The sequence below is a fragment of the Pseudomonas sp. DD1 genome (genome assembly GCF_044510355.1).
In the GTDB taxonomy this organism is placed as follows: domain Bacteria; phylum Pseudomonadota; class Gammaproteobacteria; order Pseudomonadales; family Pseudomonadaceae; genus Aquipseudomonas; species Aquipseudomonas shahriarae.
Map to the genome: position 1 here is coordinate 377701 of NZ_MSAJ01000022.1, position 16440 is coordinate 394140.

General features: G+C 60.6%; 16 protein-coding genes. 6 read left to right on the forward strand and 10 right to left on the reverse strand.

The genetic code is table 11. The features are described from left to right. Positions 1-5 precede the first annotated feature (5 nt). Complete coding sequence (locus tag PSFL_RS15045) at positions 6-629, forward strand: hypothetical protein (RefSeq protein ID WP_147283363.1); 624 nt, start codon at positions 6-8, stop codon at positions 627-629. Positions 630-1010: 381 nt separating this feature from the next. Here PSFL_RS15045 and PSFL_RS15050 read toward each other — a convergent pair whose 3' ends face one another. The 3 genes from PSFL_RS15050 to PSFL_RS15060 all read right to left on the reverse strand — a co-directional run bounded on the left by PSFL_RS15050 (position 1011) and on the right by PSFL_RS15060 (position 2831). Further along, a complete protein-coding gene (locus PSFL_RS15050) occupies positions 1011-1286 on the reverse strand; it encodes an HU family DNA-binding protein (RefSeq protein ID WP_003213368.1) in 276 nt (91 codons plus the stop codon). A 190-nt stretch (positions 1287-1476) separates the two neighbouring features. Next, positions 1477-2625: an NAD(P)/FAD-dependent oxidoreductase gene (locus PSFL_RS15055; protein ID WP_057961176.1), complete on the reverse strand. Its 1149-nt coding sequence runs from the start codon at positions 2623-2625 to the stop codon at positions 1477-1479. A gap of 38 nt (positions 2626-2663) precedes the next feature. Next, on the reverse strand, positions 2664-2831 hold the full coding sequence (locus PSFL_RS15060; protein ID WP_032856748.1) for a rubredoxin: 168 nt from the start codon (positions 2829-2831) through the stop codon (positions 2664-2666). A gap of 196 nt (positions 2832-3027) precedes the next feature. Between PSFL_RS15060 and PSFL_RS15065 the strand changes: the two genes are divergently transcribed. Continuing rightward, complete coding sequence (locus PSFL_RS15065; protein ID WP_115129297.1) at positions 3028-3591, forward strand: chorismate lyase; 564 nt, start codon at positions 3028-3030, stop codon at positions 3589-3591. Beyond that, a complete protein-coding gene (ubiA, locus tag PSFL_RS15070; RefSeq protein WP_057440536.1) occupies positions 3591-4481 on the forward strand; it encodes a 4-hydroxybenzoate octaprenyltransferase in 891 nt (296 codons plus the stop codon). The genes PSFL_RS15065 and ubiA overlap by 1 nt, the downstream gene beginning before the upstream one ends. Positions 4482-4537: 56 nt before the next feature. Here the strand turns inward: ubiA and PSFL_RS15075 are convergent, their stop codons facing one another. Beyond that, positions 4538-4918 carry a hypothetical protein gene (locus tag PSFL_RS15075; protein ID WP_057444223.1) on the reverse strand — a complete coding sequence of 127 codons (381 nt, stop codon included), beginning with the start codon at positions 4916-4918 and terminating at the stop codon, positions 4538-4540. Positions 4919-5070: 152 nt separating this feature from the next. On the opposite strand from PSFL_RS15075, the gene phoB reads away from it, so the two are divergent. From phoB to PSFL_RS15090, 3 genes are all read left to right on the forward strand, one after another. Next, positions 5071-5760, forward strand: coding sequence for a phosphate regulon transcriptional regulator PhoB (gene phoB, locus PSFL_RS15080; protein WP_003176964.1), 690 nt, complete (start codon positions 5071-5073; stop codon positions 5758-5760). Positions 5761-5841: 81 nt separating this feature from the next. Continuing rightward, a complete protein-coding gene (gene phoR / locus PSFL_RS15085) occupies positions 5842-7128 on the forward strand; it encodes a phosphate regulon sensor histidine kinase PhoR (RefSeq protein WP_178112044.1) in 1287 nt (428 codons plus the stop codon). Between the two features lie 258 nt (positions 7129-7386). Continuing rightward, positions 7387-8727: a hemolysin family protein gene (locus PSFL_RS15090; RefSeq protein ID WP_057440537.1), complete on the forward strand. Its 1341-nt coding sequence runs from the start codon at positions 7387-7389 to the stop codon at positions 8725-8727. A gap of 28 nt (positions 8728-8755) precedes the next feature. On the opposite strand, the gene PSFL_RS15095 is transcribed toward PSFL_RS15090, so the two are convergent. The 6 genes from PSFL_RS15095 to PSFL_RS15120 form a co-directional block, all read right to left on the reverse strand. Then, a complete protein-coding gene (locus PSFL_RS15095) occupies positions 8756-9433 on the reverse strand; it encodes a M23 family metallopeptidase (RefSeq protein WP_057440538.1) in 678 nt (225 codons plus the stop codon). Between the two features lie 166 nt (positions 9434-9599). Next, complete coding sequence (locus PSFL_RS15100) at positions 9600-10499, reverse strand: response regulator (protein ID WP_273872455.1); 900 nt, start codon at positions 10497-10499, stop codon at positions 9600-9602. 168 nt (positions 10500-10667) lie between these two features. Next, positions 10668-11429 carry a phosphate signaling complex protein PhoU gene (gene phoU, locus PSFL_RS15105; RefSeq protein WP_057440539.1) on the reverse strand — a complete coding sequence of 254 codons (762 nt, stop codon included), beginning with the start codon at positions 11427-11429 and terminating at the stop codon, positions 10668-10670. Positions 11430-11499: 70 nt separating this feature from the next. After that, the gene (pstB, locus tag PSFL_RS15110; protein WP_029289934.1) at positions 11500-12333 is read right to left on the reverse strand and encodes a phosphate ABC transporter ATP-binding protein PstB; all 834 of its coding nucleotides are present in this window, start codon (positions 12331-12333) and stop codon (positions 11500-11502) included. A gap of 204 nt (positions 12334-12537) precedes the next feature. After that, entirely contained in the window at positions 12538-14208 is a 1671-nt protein-coding gene (pstA, locus tag PSFL_RS15115; protein ID WP_057440540.1) for a phosphate ABC transporter permease PstA, read from the reverse strand. Between the two features lie 15 nt (positions 14209-14223). Continuing rightward, positions 14224-16257: an ABC transporter permease subunit gene (locus PSFL_RS15120; RefSeq protein ID WP_169960158.1), complete on the reverse strand. Its 2034-nt coding sequence runs from the start codon at positions 16255-16257 to the stop codon at positions 14224-14226. Positions 16258-16440: the final 183 nt, after the last annotated feature.

A 16440-nucleotide genomic window follows, 5' to 3' on the forward strand; every position in this document is an offset into this window, starting at 1 on the left:
CCACTATGAAAAATCTTTTGCTCACATTGTTAAATGAATACAAAGACAAATACTCAAAATTAATATCATTGGCAGAACACACACACAAAACCAAAAAATGGGGTATAGGAGTCATGCCTTCATACAATCCGGCACCGTACACCTGCGAATTACAAGGGTGCAAACCTGGGCGCTTACTTAGAAAAAATTCAGAGCCAGCTAAAGATAGGCATTGCTACTTTTTGGACGAAAATGAAAAAATTATAGCCGAAATACAATACGCAAAATATGTAAAACTCAAAAACCAGTGGATTGTATATCGGAGGTTCTTTATTAACGAACCAGACCGCATTATAGAACTGGCATTCGGCAGCAACTTTGAAGATAGTCCAGATGCCAATCTTGACTCAGCGTCCATTACCACGTTTACAAGCCGCCATCCAAAAACACGTTACAGCTTAATCAATACAGGCGAGTACGTCGAAACACTTTATAAATACGACACCGACACAATATCCTCAATCACTGAAAACATATGGCGAGAGACATTCACAACAAGACATTATGAAATAAAGAACACGAACAATGACCTAACGATTCTTGAAATACTTCCGGACAATAGCAAAATTCCAATATACCCAGAAAGCTAAACTAACTGCGCCACTCCTCCCTGCCGGCAACGTGGATTTTTTATTTCTCAAGCCAGGAAGAAACACCATTACTCGCTTACCTCATGGTTCAAATAGATCCGTCCTCTTTACCCATAGAAATCAACCTAGGCGGGTGGAAGTGATGAACATAAAAGCAATTGAGGAAGAACTGGCGTTCGTTTGCGAATCATTTGAAGAGTTCATGACTAAGTTCACAAACGGATAGTAGCGTTGCACTCGCCCGCGTAAAACAGGGCCGCACACCGCATGCTGACGCGCCTCAACAGTCACTGATGAGGCAGTCAACAAAAATGGGCACCCAACCCAGTCGGCGTGCCCATTTTTCATACCTCCCCGCCTCCCTTCGAGACGGTGCCGTGCTTACGGGTTGACGCTGTCTTTAAGCGACTTGCCCGGTTTGAACGCTACGGTGTTGCTCGCCTTGATTTTCACCGGCTCACCGGTTTGCGGGTTTTTGCCGGTGCGGGCGCCGCGGTGGCGCTGCAGGAAGGTGCCGAAACCAACCAGGGTGACGCTGTCCTTGCGGTGCAAGGCGCCAGTGATTTCTTCAAGAACGGCGTTGAGGACGCGGTTGGCCTGTTCTTTGGTCAGGTCTGCTTTTTCTGCAATGGCGGCTGCGAGTTCTGGTTTACGCATAGGTGAAGCCTCTTTGACGGTTTTTTGTTGTTATGTCCGTGCTGCTCTCTGCTGGAGCAGCGCCAAGGCGCCGCAGGCTCTACTCTGCGGCAGACGGGAGTGAGAATGGCATGCCATTGGTGCCTGCGCCAGTCTCGCGGCGACCTTTCTAGGGGGAAAAAGGTGCTTATTCCGACAGAACGACCAGCATTTACGCCAGCAGAGGCGGAAGTTCCTTATTTAGGGCCAGTTTTTCCATGACCGCAGTGCCCGTCAGCGCGTAACCCAGCAGGCGCCCGCTGGCATCGCGGCACAAGGCCTTGATGTCACCGCCCTGCCCCTCGACGCTCCACACGCCTTCAAGGCCCCGTGGTGGCGGCGAGACTACCAGTGGGCACGCCGGGGTTTTCACCGTGACGGGCATCGGCCCGTAGTTGACCGCCGTGGCGTTGCCCGCCAGGGTCTGGGCCAGGGCGCGGGCGCAGCTCATCAGGGGCATGACGTACAGCAGGTTCAGGCCATCGACCTCGGCGCAGTCGCCCAGGGCGTAGATATTGGCGTGGGAGGTCTTGAGGTGGCGGTCAACCATGATTCCACGGTTGATTTGCAGGCCGGCCGCAGCCGCCAGGTCCACCCGTGGGCGCAAGCCAATGGCGGAGACCACCAGGTCGCATTCGATCACCGTGCCATCGGACAGATGGGCTTCCAGGCCGTCCACCGTGCGTTGCAGGCGGTTGAGCACCGGCCCCAGGTGGAAGCGTGCGCCCAGGCCTTCCAGCCCGGCCTGTACTGCTGCGGCCGCGGCCGGGTGCAGCAGGGTCGGCATGACTTGCTCGCACGGTGCCACCAGATCGATGGTGTAGCCGCCCAGGATCAAGTCGTTGGCAAACTCACAGCCGATCAGGCCCGCGCCCAACAGCAGCACACGGCGCTTGCCGGCAGCGGCGTGGCGAAAGCGCGCGTAGTCTTCCAGGTCGTTGATCGGGAAAATCAGATCAGCGGCATCGCCCTCGACCGGTACCTGTACCGTCTGGGCGCCCCAGGCAAGGATCAGGTCGCGGTAGACCACCGCCTCCTCGCCGATCCACAGGCGCTTGTGGCCAGGGTCGATGCCGCTGATGCGGGTATGGGTGCGCACTTCGGCCTTGAGTTGCTCGGCCATCGCGCCAGGGGTCGCCATGCTCAGGCCATCGGCGTCCTTGTTTTTGCCAAAGCCGGTGGAGAGCATGGGTTTGGAGTAGGAACGCCCGTCATCCGCGGTGATCAGCAACAACGGAGTTTCGCTGTCGAGTTTACGAAACTCCCGAGCCAGGTTGTAACCGGCCAAGCCCGTACCGATGATCACGACAGGTGCGCTCATTCCATTCTCCTTGTAGTACGTTTCTTAAATTCAGCGAATCAACCGATTTCGATCATTTCGAAATCCATTTTGCCGACGCCGCAGTCCGGGCACAGCCAGTCTTCCGGGACGTCCTGCCACAGGGTACCGGGGGCGATCCCGTCATCCGGCCATCCGTCCGCTTCGTTGTAGATCAGGCCACAGACTACACATTGCCACTTCTTCATTACTTACTTCCTCAGGGTCCAGGCGTACTGGCCGACAGTCGATAGATCCAGCATTGCTGTGCGGCTCAGGGCGTTTTGTACTGATCGGGGCGCCCAGATGCAAGCACGTTCGACCCAATGTCCTGGCGCAACCCGGCAAAAATCCGGGTGAGCATGGTAAGCTCGGCGCCTCATTAACTGCCAATAATGACTCCCCGTGCCGCATTCGATTGCCGTTCCCGATGCTTGCCAATGGCTGAACCAGAGCCTTCTGCACCCCCTGCCCACGCCTCCTGCCCTCGACTGGCTGTTCGATGAGGGCTCGCTGACCCGCCGCCTGACGCACCTGTCCAACGACGGCTTCAGTGTCACGCCATTGTACGAAGGCTGGCAGCCCCTGCGAGACGACGAATGCGCCGCCCTCGACCTACCCGTCGCCAGTATTGGCTGGGTGCGCGAGGTGTATTTACGCGGTCACGGCCAGGCCTGGGTCTTCGCCCGCAGCGTTGCAGCGCGCAGTGCCTTGCAGGGCGATGGCTTGCATATGGATGAGTTGGGCAGCCGCTCCCTGGGTGAGCTGCTGTTCTGTGACCGGGCCTTCAGCCGCCAGGCCATCGAAGTCTGCCATTACCCACGGGCCTGGCTGCCGAAGGCAGATCAGGCCAGTGGCTTATGGGCGCGGCGCTCGCGTTTTGATCGCGGGGCGTTGAGCGTGTTGGTGGCGGAAGTGTTCCTGCCGAGCCTGTGGCAAGCGGTGCAGCAATCTGCGGAGAATGGCTGATGTACCAGCGCCTGCTCCAATCCCTGAACCGCCTGAACCCACGGGCCTGGGACTTCGTGCAACTGACGCGGATGGACAAGCCCATCGGCATCTATCTGCTGCTGTGGCCCACCCTCTGGGCGTTGTGGATTGCCGGCGAGGGCTCGCCTTCGTTGAGCAATATCGTGATCTTCGTGCTCGGCGTCGCGCTGACCCGAGCCGGGGGTTGCGTGATCAATGACTGGGCTGACCGCAAGGTCGACGGCCACGTGAAGCGCACCGCGCAACGCCCGTTGGCGAGTGGCAAGATCAGCTCGAAAGAAGCCCTAGTGTTTTTTGCCGTATTGATGAGCATCAGCTTTGTGCTGGTGCTGCTGACCAACGCCGCGACCATCTGGCTGTCCCTGGGCGGCCTGGCGCTGGCGGTCAGCTACCCGTTCATGAAGCGCTACACCTATTACCCGCAAGTGGTGCTGGGCGCGGCGTTTTCCTGGGGCATGCCCATGGCGTTTACCGCAGAGACCGGCAGCCTGCCGGCCATTGCGTGGTTGCTGTATATCGCCAACCTGCTGTGGACGGTGGCCTACGACACCTATTACGCGATGACTGACCGCGACGACGATTTGAAAATCGGCGTCAAATCCACCGCGATCCTGTTTGGCGATGCCGACCGGATGATCATCCTCACCCTGCAGGGTTTGGCGCTGCTCTGCCTGCTGCTGGCGGGCTCACGCTTCGAGCTGGGCGGTTGGTTCCACCTGGGGTTGCTGGCGGCAGCAGGGTGTTTTGCCTGGGAGTTCTGGTACACCCGGGATCGGGACCGGATGAAGTGCTTCAAGGCGTTTTTGCACAACCATTGGGCAGGGCTGGCGATCTTCCTCGGGATTGTCGCTGACTACGCCCTGCGATAAACGTGGCGAGCGGGCCGCCCCCTCATCACGAGGAGCCCGCATGCCACAGTAATGGCTTAGGGTTTGGCGATCTTCCAGGCGCCGTCCATTTTGCCGTCGCCGGTCGCGTCGCCAGCTTTTTTGTCCATGATGAAGGTGTACAGCGGCTTGCCGCCATAGGCCCACTGGCTGGTGTTGTCGTCACGGGTGATCACGGTCCACTTGCCCATCGGTTTATCGGTGGACTCGGCCTTCAACGGCGGCCAGTTGGTCGCGCACTTGTCATTGCACATGGACTTGCCGTCAGCATCCTTGGCGAAGGTGTAGAGGGTCATCTCCTTGTGATCCACCAACATCCCGTCTTTAGTCATGGCGGGCTCTGCCGCGAAAGCCAGTGTTGGCAGGGTCAACGCCGCTGTGACCAGCAGGGCTTTCCAGGAAAAAGTACGTTGATTCATCGGAACCTTCCTTTTGCGGTTGTCAGGATTCGGACTCAAAGCGTAGTTCAGGACCACGCCTATTGCGCAGGCCAGTAAAATACTGTCACACGACTGCAATAATTCCGTTATCTAATGCGGCGCAAGACAGTTAAATGACAAGAGGACTTAGCATGGTTGGCAGGAGCATTCTGATCGTTGACGACGAAGCGCCCATTCGCGAAATGATCGCCGTTGCGTTGGAAATGGCCGGCTATGACTGCCTGGAGGCAGAGAACTCCCAGCAGGCCCACGCCATTATCGTCGACCGCAAGCCGGACCTGATCCTGCTGGACTGGATGCTGCCCGGCACCTCCGGCATCGAATTGGCCCGACGCCTCAAGCGCGATGAGCTGACCGGGGATATCCCGATCATCATGCTCACCGCCAAGGGCGAAGAGGACAACAAGATCCAGGGCCTGGAAGTCGGCGCCGACGACTACATCACCAAGCCATTTTCCCCACGGGAACTGGTTGCCCGCCTGAAGGCCGTGCTGCGCCGTGCCGGGCCGACCGATGGCGAGGCACCGATTGAAGTCGGTGGCCTGCTGCTGGACCCGATCAGCCACCGCGTGACCATCGACGGCAAACCTGCCGAGATGGGCCCCACCGAATACCGCCTGTTGCAGTTCTTCATGACCCACCAGGAGCGCGCCTACACCCGCGGGCAATTGCTCGATCAGGTGTGGGGCGGCAATGTGTATGTCGAGGAACGCACCGTGGACGTGCATATCCGCCGCCTGCGCAAAGCCTTGGGCGATGCCTACGAGAATCTGGTACAAACCGTGCGCGGTACCGGTTATCGGTTTTCCACCAAGGGCTGAGCCAACCCCACCCAGACTTAACAGCCGACAAGGACGCATGTTCAAGTGAATCAAAACTGGCATGGCACCCTGATCCGCCACATGCTCTTGCTGGTCACCGGCTGCCTGTTGGTGGGCCTGATCAGCGGCTACTACGGCTGGAGCCTGGCCATTGGCCTGGGCCTTTACCTGGGCTGGACCCTCAAGCAATTGCTGCGCCTGCACGAATGGCTGCGCCAGCACAAACCCGACGAGGCACCACCCGACGGCTACGGCCTGTGGGGCGAAGTGTTTGACAGCATCTACCACCTGCAACGCCGCGATCAGCGAGTACGTGGCCGCCTGCAGGCGGTGATCGACCGGGTCCAGGAGTCGACTGCCGCGCTCAAGGACGCGGTGATCATGCTCGACAGCGACGGCAACCTGGAATGGTGGAACCGCGCCGCCGAGACCCTGCTGGGCCTGAAGACGCCCCAGGACAGCGGCCAGCCGGTGACCAACCTGGTACGCCATCCGCGCTTCAAGGAATACTTCGAGCAGGAAAACTATGAGGAAGCCCTGGAAATCCCCTCGCCCACCAATGACCGGGTGCGCATCCAGCTGTACCTCACGCGCTACGGCAACAACGAGCATTTGATGCTGGTGCGCGACGTCACCCGCATTCATCAGTTGGAACAGATGCGCAAGGATTTCGTCGCCAACGTCTCCCACGAATTGCGTACGCCCCTGACCGTGATCTGTGGCTACCTGGAGACGCTGCTGGACAACGTCGAAGAGGTCAACCCGCGCTGGAGCCGTGCCTTGCAGCAAATGCAGCAACAAGGCTCACGCATGCAGACCCTGCTCAACGACCTGCTGCTGCTGGCCAAGCTGGAAGCCACCGACTACCCCTCGGACAACCACCCCGTGGCCGTACAGGGCCTGCTGCAGACCATCAAGAACGATGCCCAGGCCCTGTCCGGCGAGCGCGGCCAGATCATTACCCTGGAAGCCGACCCGTCGGTGCTGCTCAAGGGCAGCGAGGGCGAGTTGCGCAGCGCCTTTTCCAACCTGGTGTTCAACGCCGTGAAGTACACCCAGGACAAAGGCACGATCCGCATCCGCTGGTGGGCCGATCACCAAGGGGCGCACCTGAGCGTGCAGGATTCGGGGATTGGTATCGACAGCAAGCACTTGCCACGCCTGACCGAGCGTTTCTACCGCGTCGACTCCAGCCGTAACTCCAACACCGGCGGCACCGGGCTGGGCCTGGCGATCGTCAAGCATGTGTTGCTGCGTCATCGGGCCCGCCTGGAAATCAGCAGTGTGCTGGGCCACGGCAGCACCTTTACCTGCCACTTCGCGCCGACTCAGGTCACCCATGCGCAAACAATCGCGGTGAAGGATTAATCTGAAAATACTCCCCACCGCCTGTGGGACCGGGCTTGCCTGCGATAGCATCACCTCGGTGCTTCTGTAAGCGCCAGGCGCCTGCATCGCAGGCAAGCCAGCTCCCGCATAAGCCCGCTGCAGCAGGCATTCACGGTTCCACCCGGCAGCCGCCACTAGGCAAGCGCCCCTTCAGCCGCTACATTGCCTGACTTGTGCCCGCCCTTGAGGCACAGCCATCACCCCTTTTTGAATACACGGAACCCGCAAAACCCCATCATGGACCCTTCCCCTGGTATCACCCTCGCGACACTCTTCGCCGATTTCGGCATGATTCTTTTTGCACTGATCCTGGTACTGCTCAACGGTTTCTTCGTTGCGGCGGAATTTGCCATGGTCAAACTGCGCGCCACCCGTGTCGAGGCGATCGCCCACACCAATGGCTGGCGCGGGCAGATCCTGCGCACCGTACACAGTCAGCTTGACGCCTACCTGTCGGCCTGCCAGCTGGGTATCACCCTTGCCTCCCTGGGCCTGGGCTGGGTCGGTGAGCCGGCCTTCGCGCACATTCTGGAGCCGATGCTGGGCGCCATGGGCGTCGAATCGGCCGAAGTGATCAAGGGTGTGTCGTTCTTCGCTGCCTTCTTCGTGATTTCCTACTTGCACATCGTGGTCGGTGAGCTGGCGCCCAAGTCCTGGGCCATTCGCAAACCCGAGTTGCTGTCGTTGTGGACGGCGGTGCCGCTGTACCTGTTCTACTGGGCCATGTACCCGGCGATCTACCTGCTCAACGCCAGCGCCAACGCGATCCTGCGCATCGCCGGCCAGGGCGAGCCCGGCCCGCACCACGAGCACCACTACAGCCGTGAAGAGCTCAAGCTGATCCTGCACTCCAGCCGTGGCCAGGACCCGAGCGACCAAGGCATGCGCGTGCTGGCCTCGGCCGTGGAAATGGGCGAGCTGGAAGTGGTGGACTGGGCCAACTCGCGGGAAGACCTGGTGACCCTGGACTTCAACGCGCCGCTCAAGGAAATCCTTGCACTGTTCCGCCGCCACAAATTCAGCCGCTACCCGGTGTACGACCCGGTGCGGGGTGAGTTTGTCGGCCTGCTGCACATCAAGGACCTGCTGCTGGAACTGGCGGCCCTGGATCATATTCCCGAGTCGTTCAACCTGGCCGAACTGACCCGCCCACTGGAGCGCGTATCCCGGCACATGCCGCTGTCGCAACTGCTCGAGCAGTTCCGCAAGGGCGGCGCGCACTTTGCCCTGGTAGAAGAAGCCGACGGCAACATCATCGGCTACCTGACCATGGAAGACGTGCTGGAAGTGCTGGTGGGCGATATCCAGGACGAACACCGCAAGGCCGAGCGCGGCATTCTCGCCTACCAGCCGGGCAAGCTGCTGGTGCGTGGTGACACGCCGCTGTTCAAGATCGAGCGCCTGCTGGGCATCGACCTGGACCACATCGAAGCCGAAACCCTCGCCGGCCTGATCTACGACACCCTCAACCGGGTGCCGGAAGAGGAAGAAGTGCTGGAAGTGGAAGGCCTGCGGATCATCATCAAGAAGATGAAAGGCCCGAAAATCGTGCTGGCCAAGGTCCTGATGCTCGACTGAGCCCCTGTAGGAGCCGGCTTGCCGGCTCCTACAACCCCGACGCAAAGTTGGGCAAGGCCTGTACCGGCTGCGTGAACTCATACGGAATCGACACCCACCCTGCCCCCGTATCGCGCTGCACCACAAAATGCAGGTGTGGCCCGCTGCTGTTGCCGGTATTGCCCGATAGCCCCAGCAGGCTGCCCACCCCCACGCGCTGCCCGTCCCTGACGCTGACCGACCCTTGCTTGAGGTGCAGATACACGCCCTGGGTGCCGTCATCGTGCAACACCCGCACGAAGTTGCCCGAAGGGTCACTGCCGCGCCCGGATTGGTTGTTCTCGGTCTTCACCACCAAGCCGCCCCGCGCAGCGATGATCGGCGTGCCCTCAGGCATGGCGATATCCATGGCGTAGCGACTCTTGACGTCAGAGTGACTGAACGTGCCCCCAGGGCCCTGGGTCAGGCGGAACGGACCGCCACGCCAGGGCAAGGCGTAACGCTGGAACTGGGCGGGCCGCAGGTGACGTGGCGGCTGGGGATCAAGCGCCTGGCGCCTTACCGACGCCACACGGCGCTCCTGGAAGACAAACGCCTGGGCGCCAGGAGTCTTCTGGTCGCTGAAAAACACCACGCCACGGGCATCGGTGGAACGATAGAGGGTCATGGCCAGGGTCGATGAAGCGACCGCGCACAGGCCACAAAACAACATTAAACGCACAAGCATCGGATAAACCTGCCGGGTATGACTGAACGGCAGGCTAGCAAGGGTTCATGACAATGTTGTGTGGACTAACGACCTCTGTAGGCGTCGGCTTGCCTGTCACTGATGCAGCGACAGACAGACCGAGATCGCTGGCAAGCCAGCGCCTACAGGCGATCGAGGTTTTGCTTCAGGCACCCGGCACAAAATGCTTCTGCGCGGTGCCTCGGGCAATCAGCCGGGAGATGTAGTCGAGCTTCTGCGCGTCCTGGTCGATAAAGCGGAAGGTCAGTTGCAGCCAGTCGCTGTCAGGGCGCGGCTCGTAGGCGACGATGGCGTGCAGGTAGCCGTTGAGGCGTGCGGTTTCGGCGTTCTCGCCTTGTTCAAGGTCGAGCACCGCGCTTTCCAGCACTTGTGGCAGGACGTCGCCCCGGCGTACCACCAGCAGCGCCTCCTTGATGCTCAGGCCCTTGATCACACATTGCTGGGTGCCACTGGACAGGCGCAGTTGGCCCTGGCCGCGACCGCTGGCGGCCGAGGGGGGGGCGGTGGGCTGCACTGCCGGGCTGTTGAGCAAACCTTTGCTCGGCGCAGCCACCGGGGCCGGCTTGACCGCTTCGGGCTTGCCGCCGGTCAGGGCGCTGAGGGAGTCGTTGCCAAAGGCCGAGTTCATCTTGGTCGGCGCGCTGGCCAGCAAGGCGTCGAGGCGGCCGATCTTGTTCAGGGCCTGCTTGACCTTGTTCAGCAATTGCTCGTTGGTGAACGGCTTGCTGACATAGCCGGAGACGCCGGCCTGGATGGCCTGGACCACGTTTTCCTTGTCGCCGCGGCTGGTGACCATGACAAACGGCATGGACTTGAGCTGAGGCTGCTCACGGCACCAGGTCAACAGTTCCAGGCCAGACATTTCCGGCATTTCCCAGTCGCACAGCACCATGTCGAAGGTTTCGCGCATCAGGATGGCCTGGGCCTTTTTGCCGTTCACCGCATCTTCAATCTTGATACCGGGGAAGTAGTTACGCAGGCACTTCTTCACCAGGTCGCGAATAAACGAGGCGTCATCCACCACCAATACACTGACTTTACTCATCGACCCTTCATCCTCTCAAAACCCCGGCAAGCAAAACGCTTAACTGATGGCATTTTGCCAAAAACTCGTCAGTCACGCCGGGACTTTACAGCCGCCCGCAGCGCAAAACTCATACGCCACAAACGCAAACGCCCGACCAGAGGTCGGGCGTTTATTTCTCGGGCAATCTTACTTATCGTCAGATTCGGTCGGAACATTAGGGATTTGATCGGCTGTGCCTTCAACTTCGGCTTTCATGCGCTTGAGGCCCATGTGCCGTACGTCGGTGCCGCGCACCAGATAAATCACCAATTCCGAGATATTGCGCGCGTGGTCGCCGATCCGCTCCAGGGAACGCAGCACCCAGATGATGCTCAATACCCGCGAGATAGAGCGCGGGTCTTCCATCATGTAGGTCGCCAGCTCACGCAGGGCGGTCTTGTACTCGCGGTCGATGATCTTGTCGTACTGGGCCACGGACAATGCCAGGTCGGCGTCAAAGCGCGCAAAGGCATCCAGCGCGTCGCGCACCATGTTGCGCACCTGGTCACCGATGTGGCGCACTTCGACGTAACCGCGTGGCGCTTCACCTTCTTCGCACAACTGGATAGCGCGACGGGCGATTTTGGTGGCTTCGTCGCCGATACGCTCGAGGTCGATCACCGACTTGGAAATGCTGATGATCAAACGCAGGTCGGACGCCGCCGGCTGGCGACGGGCGAGGATGCGCAGGCATTCCTCGTCGATGTTGCGCTCCATCTGGTTGATCTGGTCGTCGATCTCGCGCACTTGCTGGGCCAGGCCCGAGTCGGCCTCGATCAGCGCGGTGACCGCGTCGTTGACTTGCTTCTCCACCAGCCCGCCCATGGCCAGGAGGTGGCTGCGCACTTCCTCAAGCTCGGCGTTGAACTGCGCGGAGATGTGGTGGGTAAGGCCTTCTTTGCTAATCATGTTGGCGTCCTTGGAGCGTCCGGTAAGGTGCGGAGAACCGCAGCGTCAGTGCAATCAGAACCACAGCTTCCTAGCCGTAACGACCGGTGATGTAGTCTTCGGTCTGCTTCTTCGCCGGATTGGTGAACAGGGTATCGGTATCGCCGAATTCCACCAGTTTGCCCATGTACATGAACGCGGTGTAGTCGGAAACCCGTGCCGCCTGTTGCATGTTGTGGGTCACGATGACAATGGTGAACTTGGACTTGAGCTCGTAGATCAGCTCTTCGACTTTCAGCGTCGAGATCGGGTCGAGTGCCGAGCACGGCTCGTCGAGCAGCAGTACTTCCGGCTCCACGGCGATGGTCCGGGCAATCACCAGACGCTGCTGCTGGCCGCCGGACAGGCCGAGGGCCGATTCGTGCAGGCGGTCCTTGACCTCATCCCACAGCGCCGCGCCCTTGAGGGCCCACTCCACTGCTTCGTCGAGGATGCGCTTTTTGTTGATGCCCTGGATGCGCAGGCCATAGACCACGTTTTCGTAGATGGTCTTGGGGAACGGGTTGGGCTTCTGGAACACCATGCCCACCCGGCGACGTAGCTCGGCCACATCTTCGCCCTTGCGGTAGATGTTGCTGCCGTAGAGGTTGATCGCGCCTTCCACACGGCAACCGTCCACCAGGTCGTTCATGCGGTTGAAGGTGCGCAACAGCGTGGACTTGCCGCAGCCCGACGGGCCGATAAAGGCGGTCACACGCTGCTTGGGGATGTTCATGCTGACGTCGAACAGCGCTTGCTTCTCACCGTAGTACAGGCTCAGGCCCGGAACTTCGATGGCCACGGTTTCTTCGGCCAGGCTCAGGCTCTGCTTGTCGCGACCCAGGGCTGACATGTTGATGCCGTGGGAATGGGTTTCATGTTGCATGGGATGCTCCCTGTGCTACCAATTCGTTTCGTTGAACCGCGGCTTCATAGTGGGCCTTGCGGTTTACCTCAAATCTGTTTCCAACTCGGTTCCCTGTGGGAGCGGGCTTGCTTGCGAAAGCGTCAGGTCAGTCAACCAATCTATTACTGAGACACCGCATTCGCGAGCAAGCCCGCTCTCACATTAGGTCCGCGTTCAATTCAATCAGCTGTCCAGCGCCTTGTATTTTTCGCGCAGGTGGTTACGAATCCATACCGCCGACAGGTTCAGCGTGGCGATCACCAGCACCAGCAGGAACGCGGTGGCGTACACCAGCGGGCGGGCCGCTTCGACGTTGGGGCTCTGGAAGCCGACGTCGTAGATATGGAAGCCCAGGTGCATGATCTTCTGGTCCAGGTGCAGGTACGGGTAGTTGCCGTCCAGCGGCAGCGACGGCGCCAGCTTGACCACACCCACCAGCATCAGCGGTGCGACTTCACCCGCGGCGCGGGCCACGGCGAGGATCATGCCGGTCATCATCGCCGGGCTGGCCATGGGCAGGACGATTTTCCACAGGGTCTCCGCCTTGGTTGCACCCAGTGCCAGGGAACCTTCACGCACGGTGCGTGGGATTCGCGCCAGGCCTTCCTCAGTGGCCACGATCACCACCGGCACCGCCAGCAGCGCCAGGGTCAACGAAGCCCACAACAGGCCCGGCGTACCGAAGGTCGGTGCCGGCAGGGCTTCGGGGAAGAACAGGCGGTCCACCGAGCCACCCAGCACGTAGACGAAGAAGCCCAGGCCGAACACGCCGTAGACAATCGCCGGGACGCCGGCCAGGTTGTTCACCGCGATACGGATAATACGGGTCAAGGTGTTCTGCTTGGCGTATTCACGCAGGTAGACCGCCGCCAGCACGCCAAACGGGGTCACGATCATCGCCATGATCAGGGTCATCATCACGGTGCCGAAGATCGCCGGGAAAATCCCGCCTTCGGTGTTCGCTTCCCGTGGGTCATCGCTGAGGAATTCCCAGACCTTACTGACATAGAAACCCATCTTGGTCAGGGTGCCCATGGCGTTCGGCTGGTAGGCGTGCACCACGTGGCCAATATTGATTTCCAGCTCTTTGCCGTTGGCATCGCGGGCCGTGAGGCTGTCGCGGTTGAACTGGGCGTGCAGGTCGGTCAGGCGCGCTTCGACGGCCTGGTAACGGGCATTCAGCTCGGCGCGATCGGCATCCATATCGGCCTGGGCGGCGGCGTCGAGCTTGCCGTCCAGCTCCAGCTTACGACCGTGCAGGCGGATGCGCTCGAGACCGGCGTTGATCGCGCCGATGTCGACTTTCTCAAGGGTCTTGAGATCGGCAGCCAGCTTGTTCACCCGCTCAACCCGCGCCTGCAGCTCTGGCCACGCAGCCTCGCCTTCGGCGATGACTTTGCCATCCTGCTTGACGTTGATCAGGGTGCCGTAGAAGTTGCCCCACTCACGACGCTCGATGACCATCAACTCGGCAGGCGTGGTCTGGTTGGTCAGCCACTCGCCGACGATCCAGGTGAAGTCATTGCCGTTCAAGTCACGGTTGCCGACCTTGATCAGCTCGCGGGTCATGAACTCCGGACCTTCGTCCGGCACCGGCAGGCCAGCGCTTTTCAGGCGCTCGCGCGGCACTTGTTCTTTCTGTACCACTTCGCCGATGACGATGTGGTTGGCCTGGCCCGGCACGCCGTAGTTGGCCTGGATCAGGTCAGCCGGCCAGAAGTGACCCAAGCCGCGCACGGCAATCACAGCCAGCAAACCAATGGTCATGATGACCGCGATGGCCACCGCGCCACCGCTGATCCAGACGCCGGGGGCGCCGCTCTTGAACCATCCATTCAGGGAGTTCTGTTTCACAGACTTCTACCTTTCTTAAAGCGACGAGTATTTCTTGCGCAGACGCTGACGGATCAGCTCGGCGAGGGTGTTCATGACGAAGGTAAACAACAGCAGTACCAGCGCCGAGAGGAACAGCACCCGGTAGTGACTGCCGCCCACTTCCGACTCGGGCATTTCCACCGCGACGTTGGCTGCGAGCGTTCGCAGGCCTTCGAACAGGTTCATCTCCATGACCGGGGTGTTACCCGTGGCCATCAGCACGATCATGGTTTCACCCACCGCACGGCCCATGCCGATCATCAGCGCCGAGAAAATCCCTGGGCTGGCGGTCAGCAATACAACGCGGGTCATGGTCTGCCAAGGCGTGGCGCCCAGGGCCAGGGAACCCAGGGTCAGGCCGCGCGGTACGCTGAACACGGCGTCTTCGGCGATGGAGTAGATGTTCGGGATCACCGCAAAACCCATGGCCAGGCCGACAACCAGGGCGTTGCGCTGGTCGTAGGTGATGCCAAGGTCGTGGGAGATCCACATGCGCATGTCGCCACCGAAGAACCAGGTTTCCAGGTACGGGCTCATGTACAGCGAGAGCCAGCCCACAAACAGGATCACCGGGATCAACATCGCACTTTCCCAGCCATCGGGAACCCGCAGGCGGATCGACTCAGGCAGGCGGCTGAAAGCAAAACCAGCCACCAGGATGCCAATCGGCAACAACATCAGCAGGCTGAAAATCCCCGGCAGGTGCCCTTCGACATACGGCGCCAGGAACAGGCCGGCGAAGAAGCCGAGGATCACCGTCGGCATCGCTTCCATCAGTTCGATCACCGGCTTGACCTTGCGGCGCAGGCTCGGGGCCATGAAGTAGGCGGTGTAGATCGCTGCGGCAATGGCCAGTGGTGCAGCCAGCAACATGGCGTAGAACGCGGCCTTGAGCGTACCGAAGGTCAGTGGCGCGAGGCTCATCTTGGGTTCGAAGTCGCTGTTGGCGGCGGTCGACTGCCAGACGTATTTAGGTTCGTCGTAGTTTTCGTACCAGACCTTGCTCCACAACGCGCTCCAGGACACTTCCGGGTGTGGGTTGTCGAGGGCCAACGGCTGCAGCTTGCCACCGGCTTCGACGATCACGCGGTTGGCCCGTGGCGACATGCCGAAGATGCCTTGGCCTTCTACCACCGGGTCCACCAGCAGGGTGCGATGCGCGGTGCTGTGGAACACACCGAAGTTGCCGGAGGCATCCAGGGCGGTAAAGCCTTTGCGACGCTCTTCAGCGGTGATTTCCACCACGGGTGTGCTGCCCATCTGGAACGTGCGGATCTGCTTGAGGTGTTGCTCGCCATCCGGGTCGCGGGCCATGAACCACTGTGCCAGGCCGCCCTTGGAGTCGCCGACGATCAGCGAGATACCGCCCACCAGCTGGGTGCTGGCGGTGATTTCGGCGCTGCCATCTTCCAACAACTTGTATCGACCGTTGAGGCTGTTGTCGCGCAGGCTGAACACATCGGCCAGGGCGCGACCGTTGATCACATACAGCCATTGCTGGCGCGGATCGACGAAGATCGCTTTCACAGGCTCAGTCATTTGCGGCAAGTCGATGCGCTTCTGCTCGCTGACCACTTCGCCGGTCATCATGTTTTCTTCGCGGCTCACCGACAGCACGTTCAGGTGCGAACCAGAGGAACCGGCAATGACCAGCGTGGTGTCGGTGGCGTTGAGGGCCACATGCTCCAGCGGACGACCCGCCTCATCAAGCACCATCGGCGCTTCGCCGTAGGGGTATTCGATTTCCGGCGAAATGGTCTTCTTACCGTCCGGGTAGGACACTTTATAAGTGTGGCGGAACACCAGGGACTGGCCGTTGGACAGACCGAGGATCACCAGCGGGCTGCCCGGCTGGTCTTCACCGATGGACACCACACTGGCGCCGGCCGGCAGAGCCAGGTCGACCCGCTTGAGCTCAGCGCCGGTGTCGACAGTGAAGAACAATGCCTGGCCCTTGTCGGAAACCCTCATGGCGACCTGGTTCTGTTCTTCCAGCGAGATCAGCAACGGCTTGCCGGCATCCTGCATCCAGGCAGGCGTCAGGGCCTCGTCCTTGGTCAGGCTGGCACCCTGGAACAGTGGCCCGACCACGTAGGCCAGGAAGAAGAAAATCAGGGTGATAGCGCCGAGGACGGCGAGACCGCCGACCAGCACGTACCAACGGGTCAGGCGGTCCTTGAGCGCGCGGATGCGGCGCTTGCGTTGCAGCTC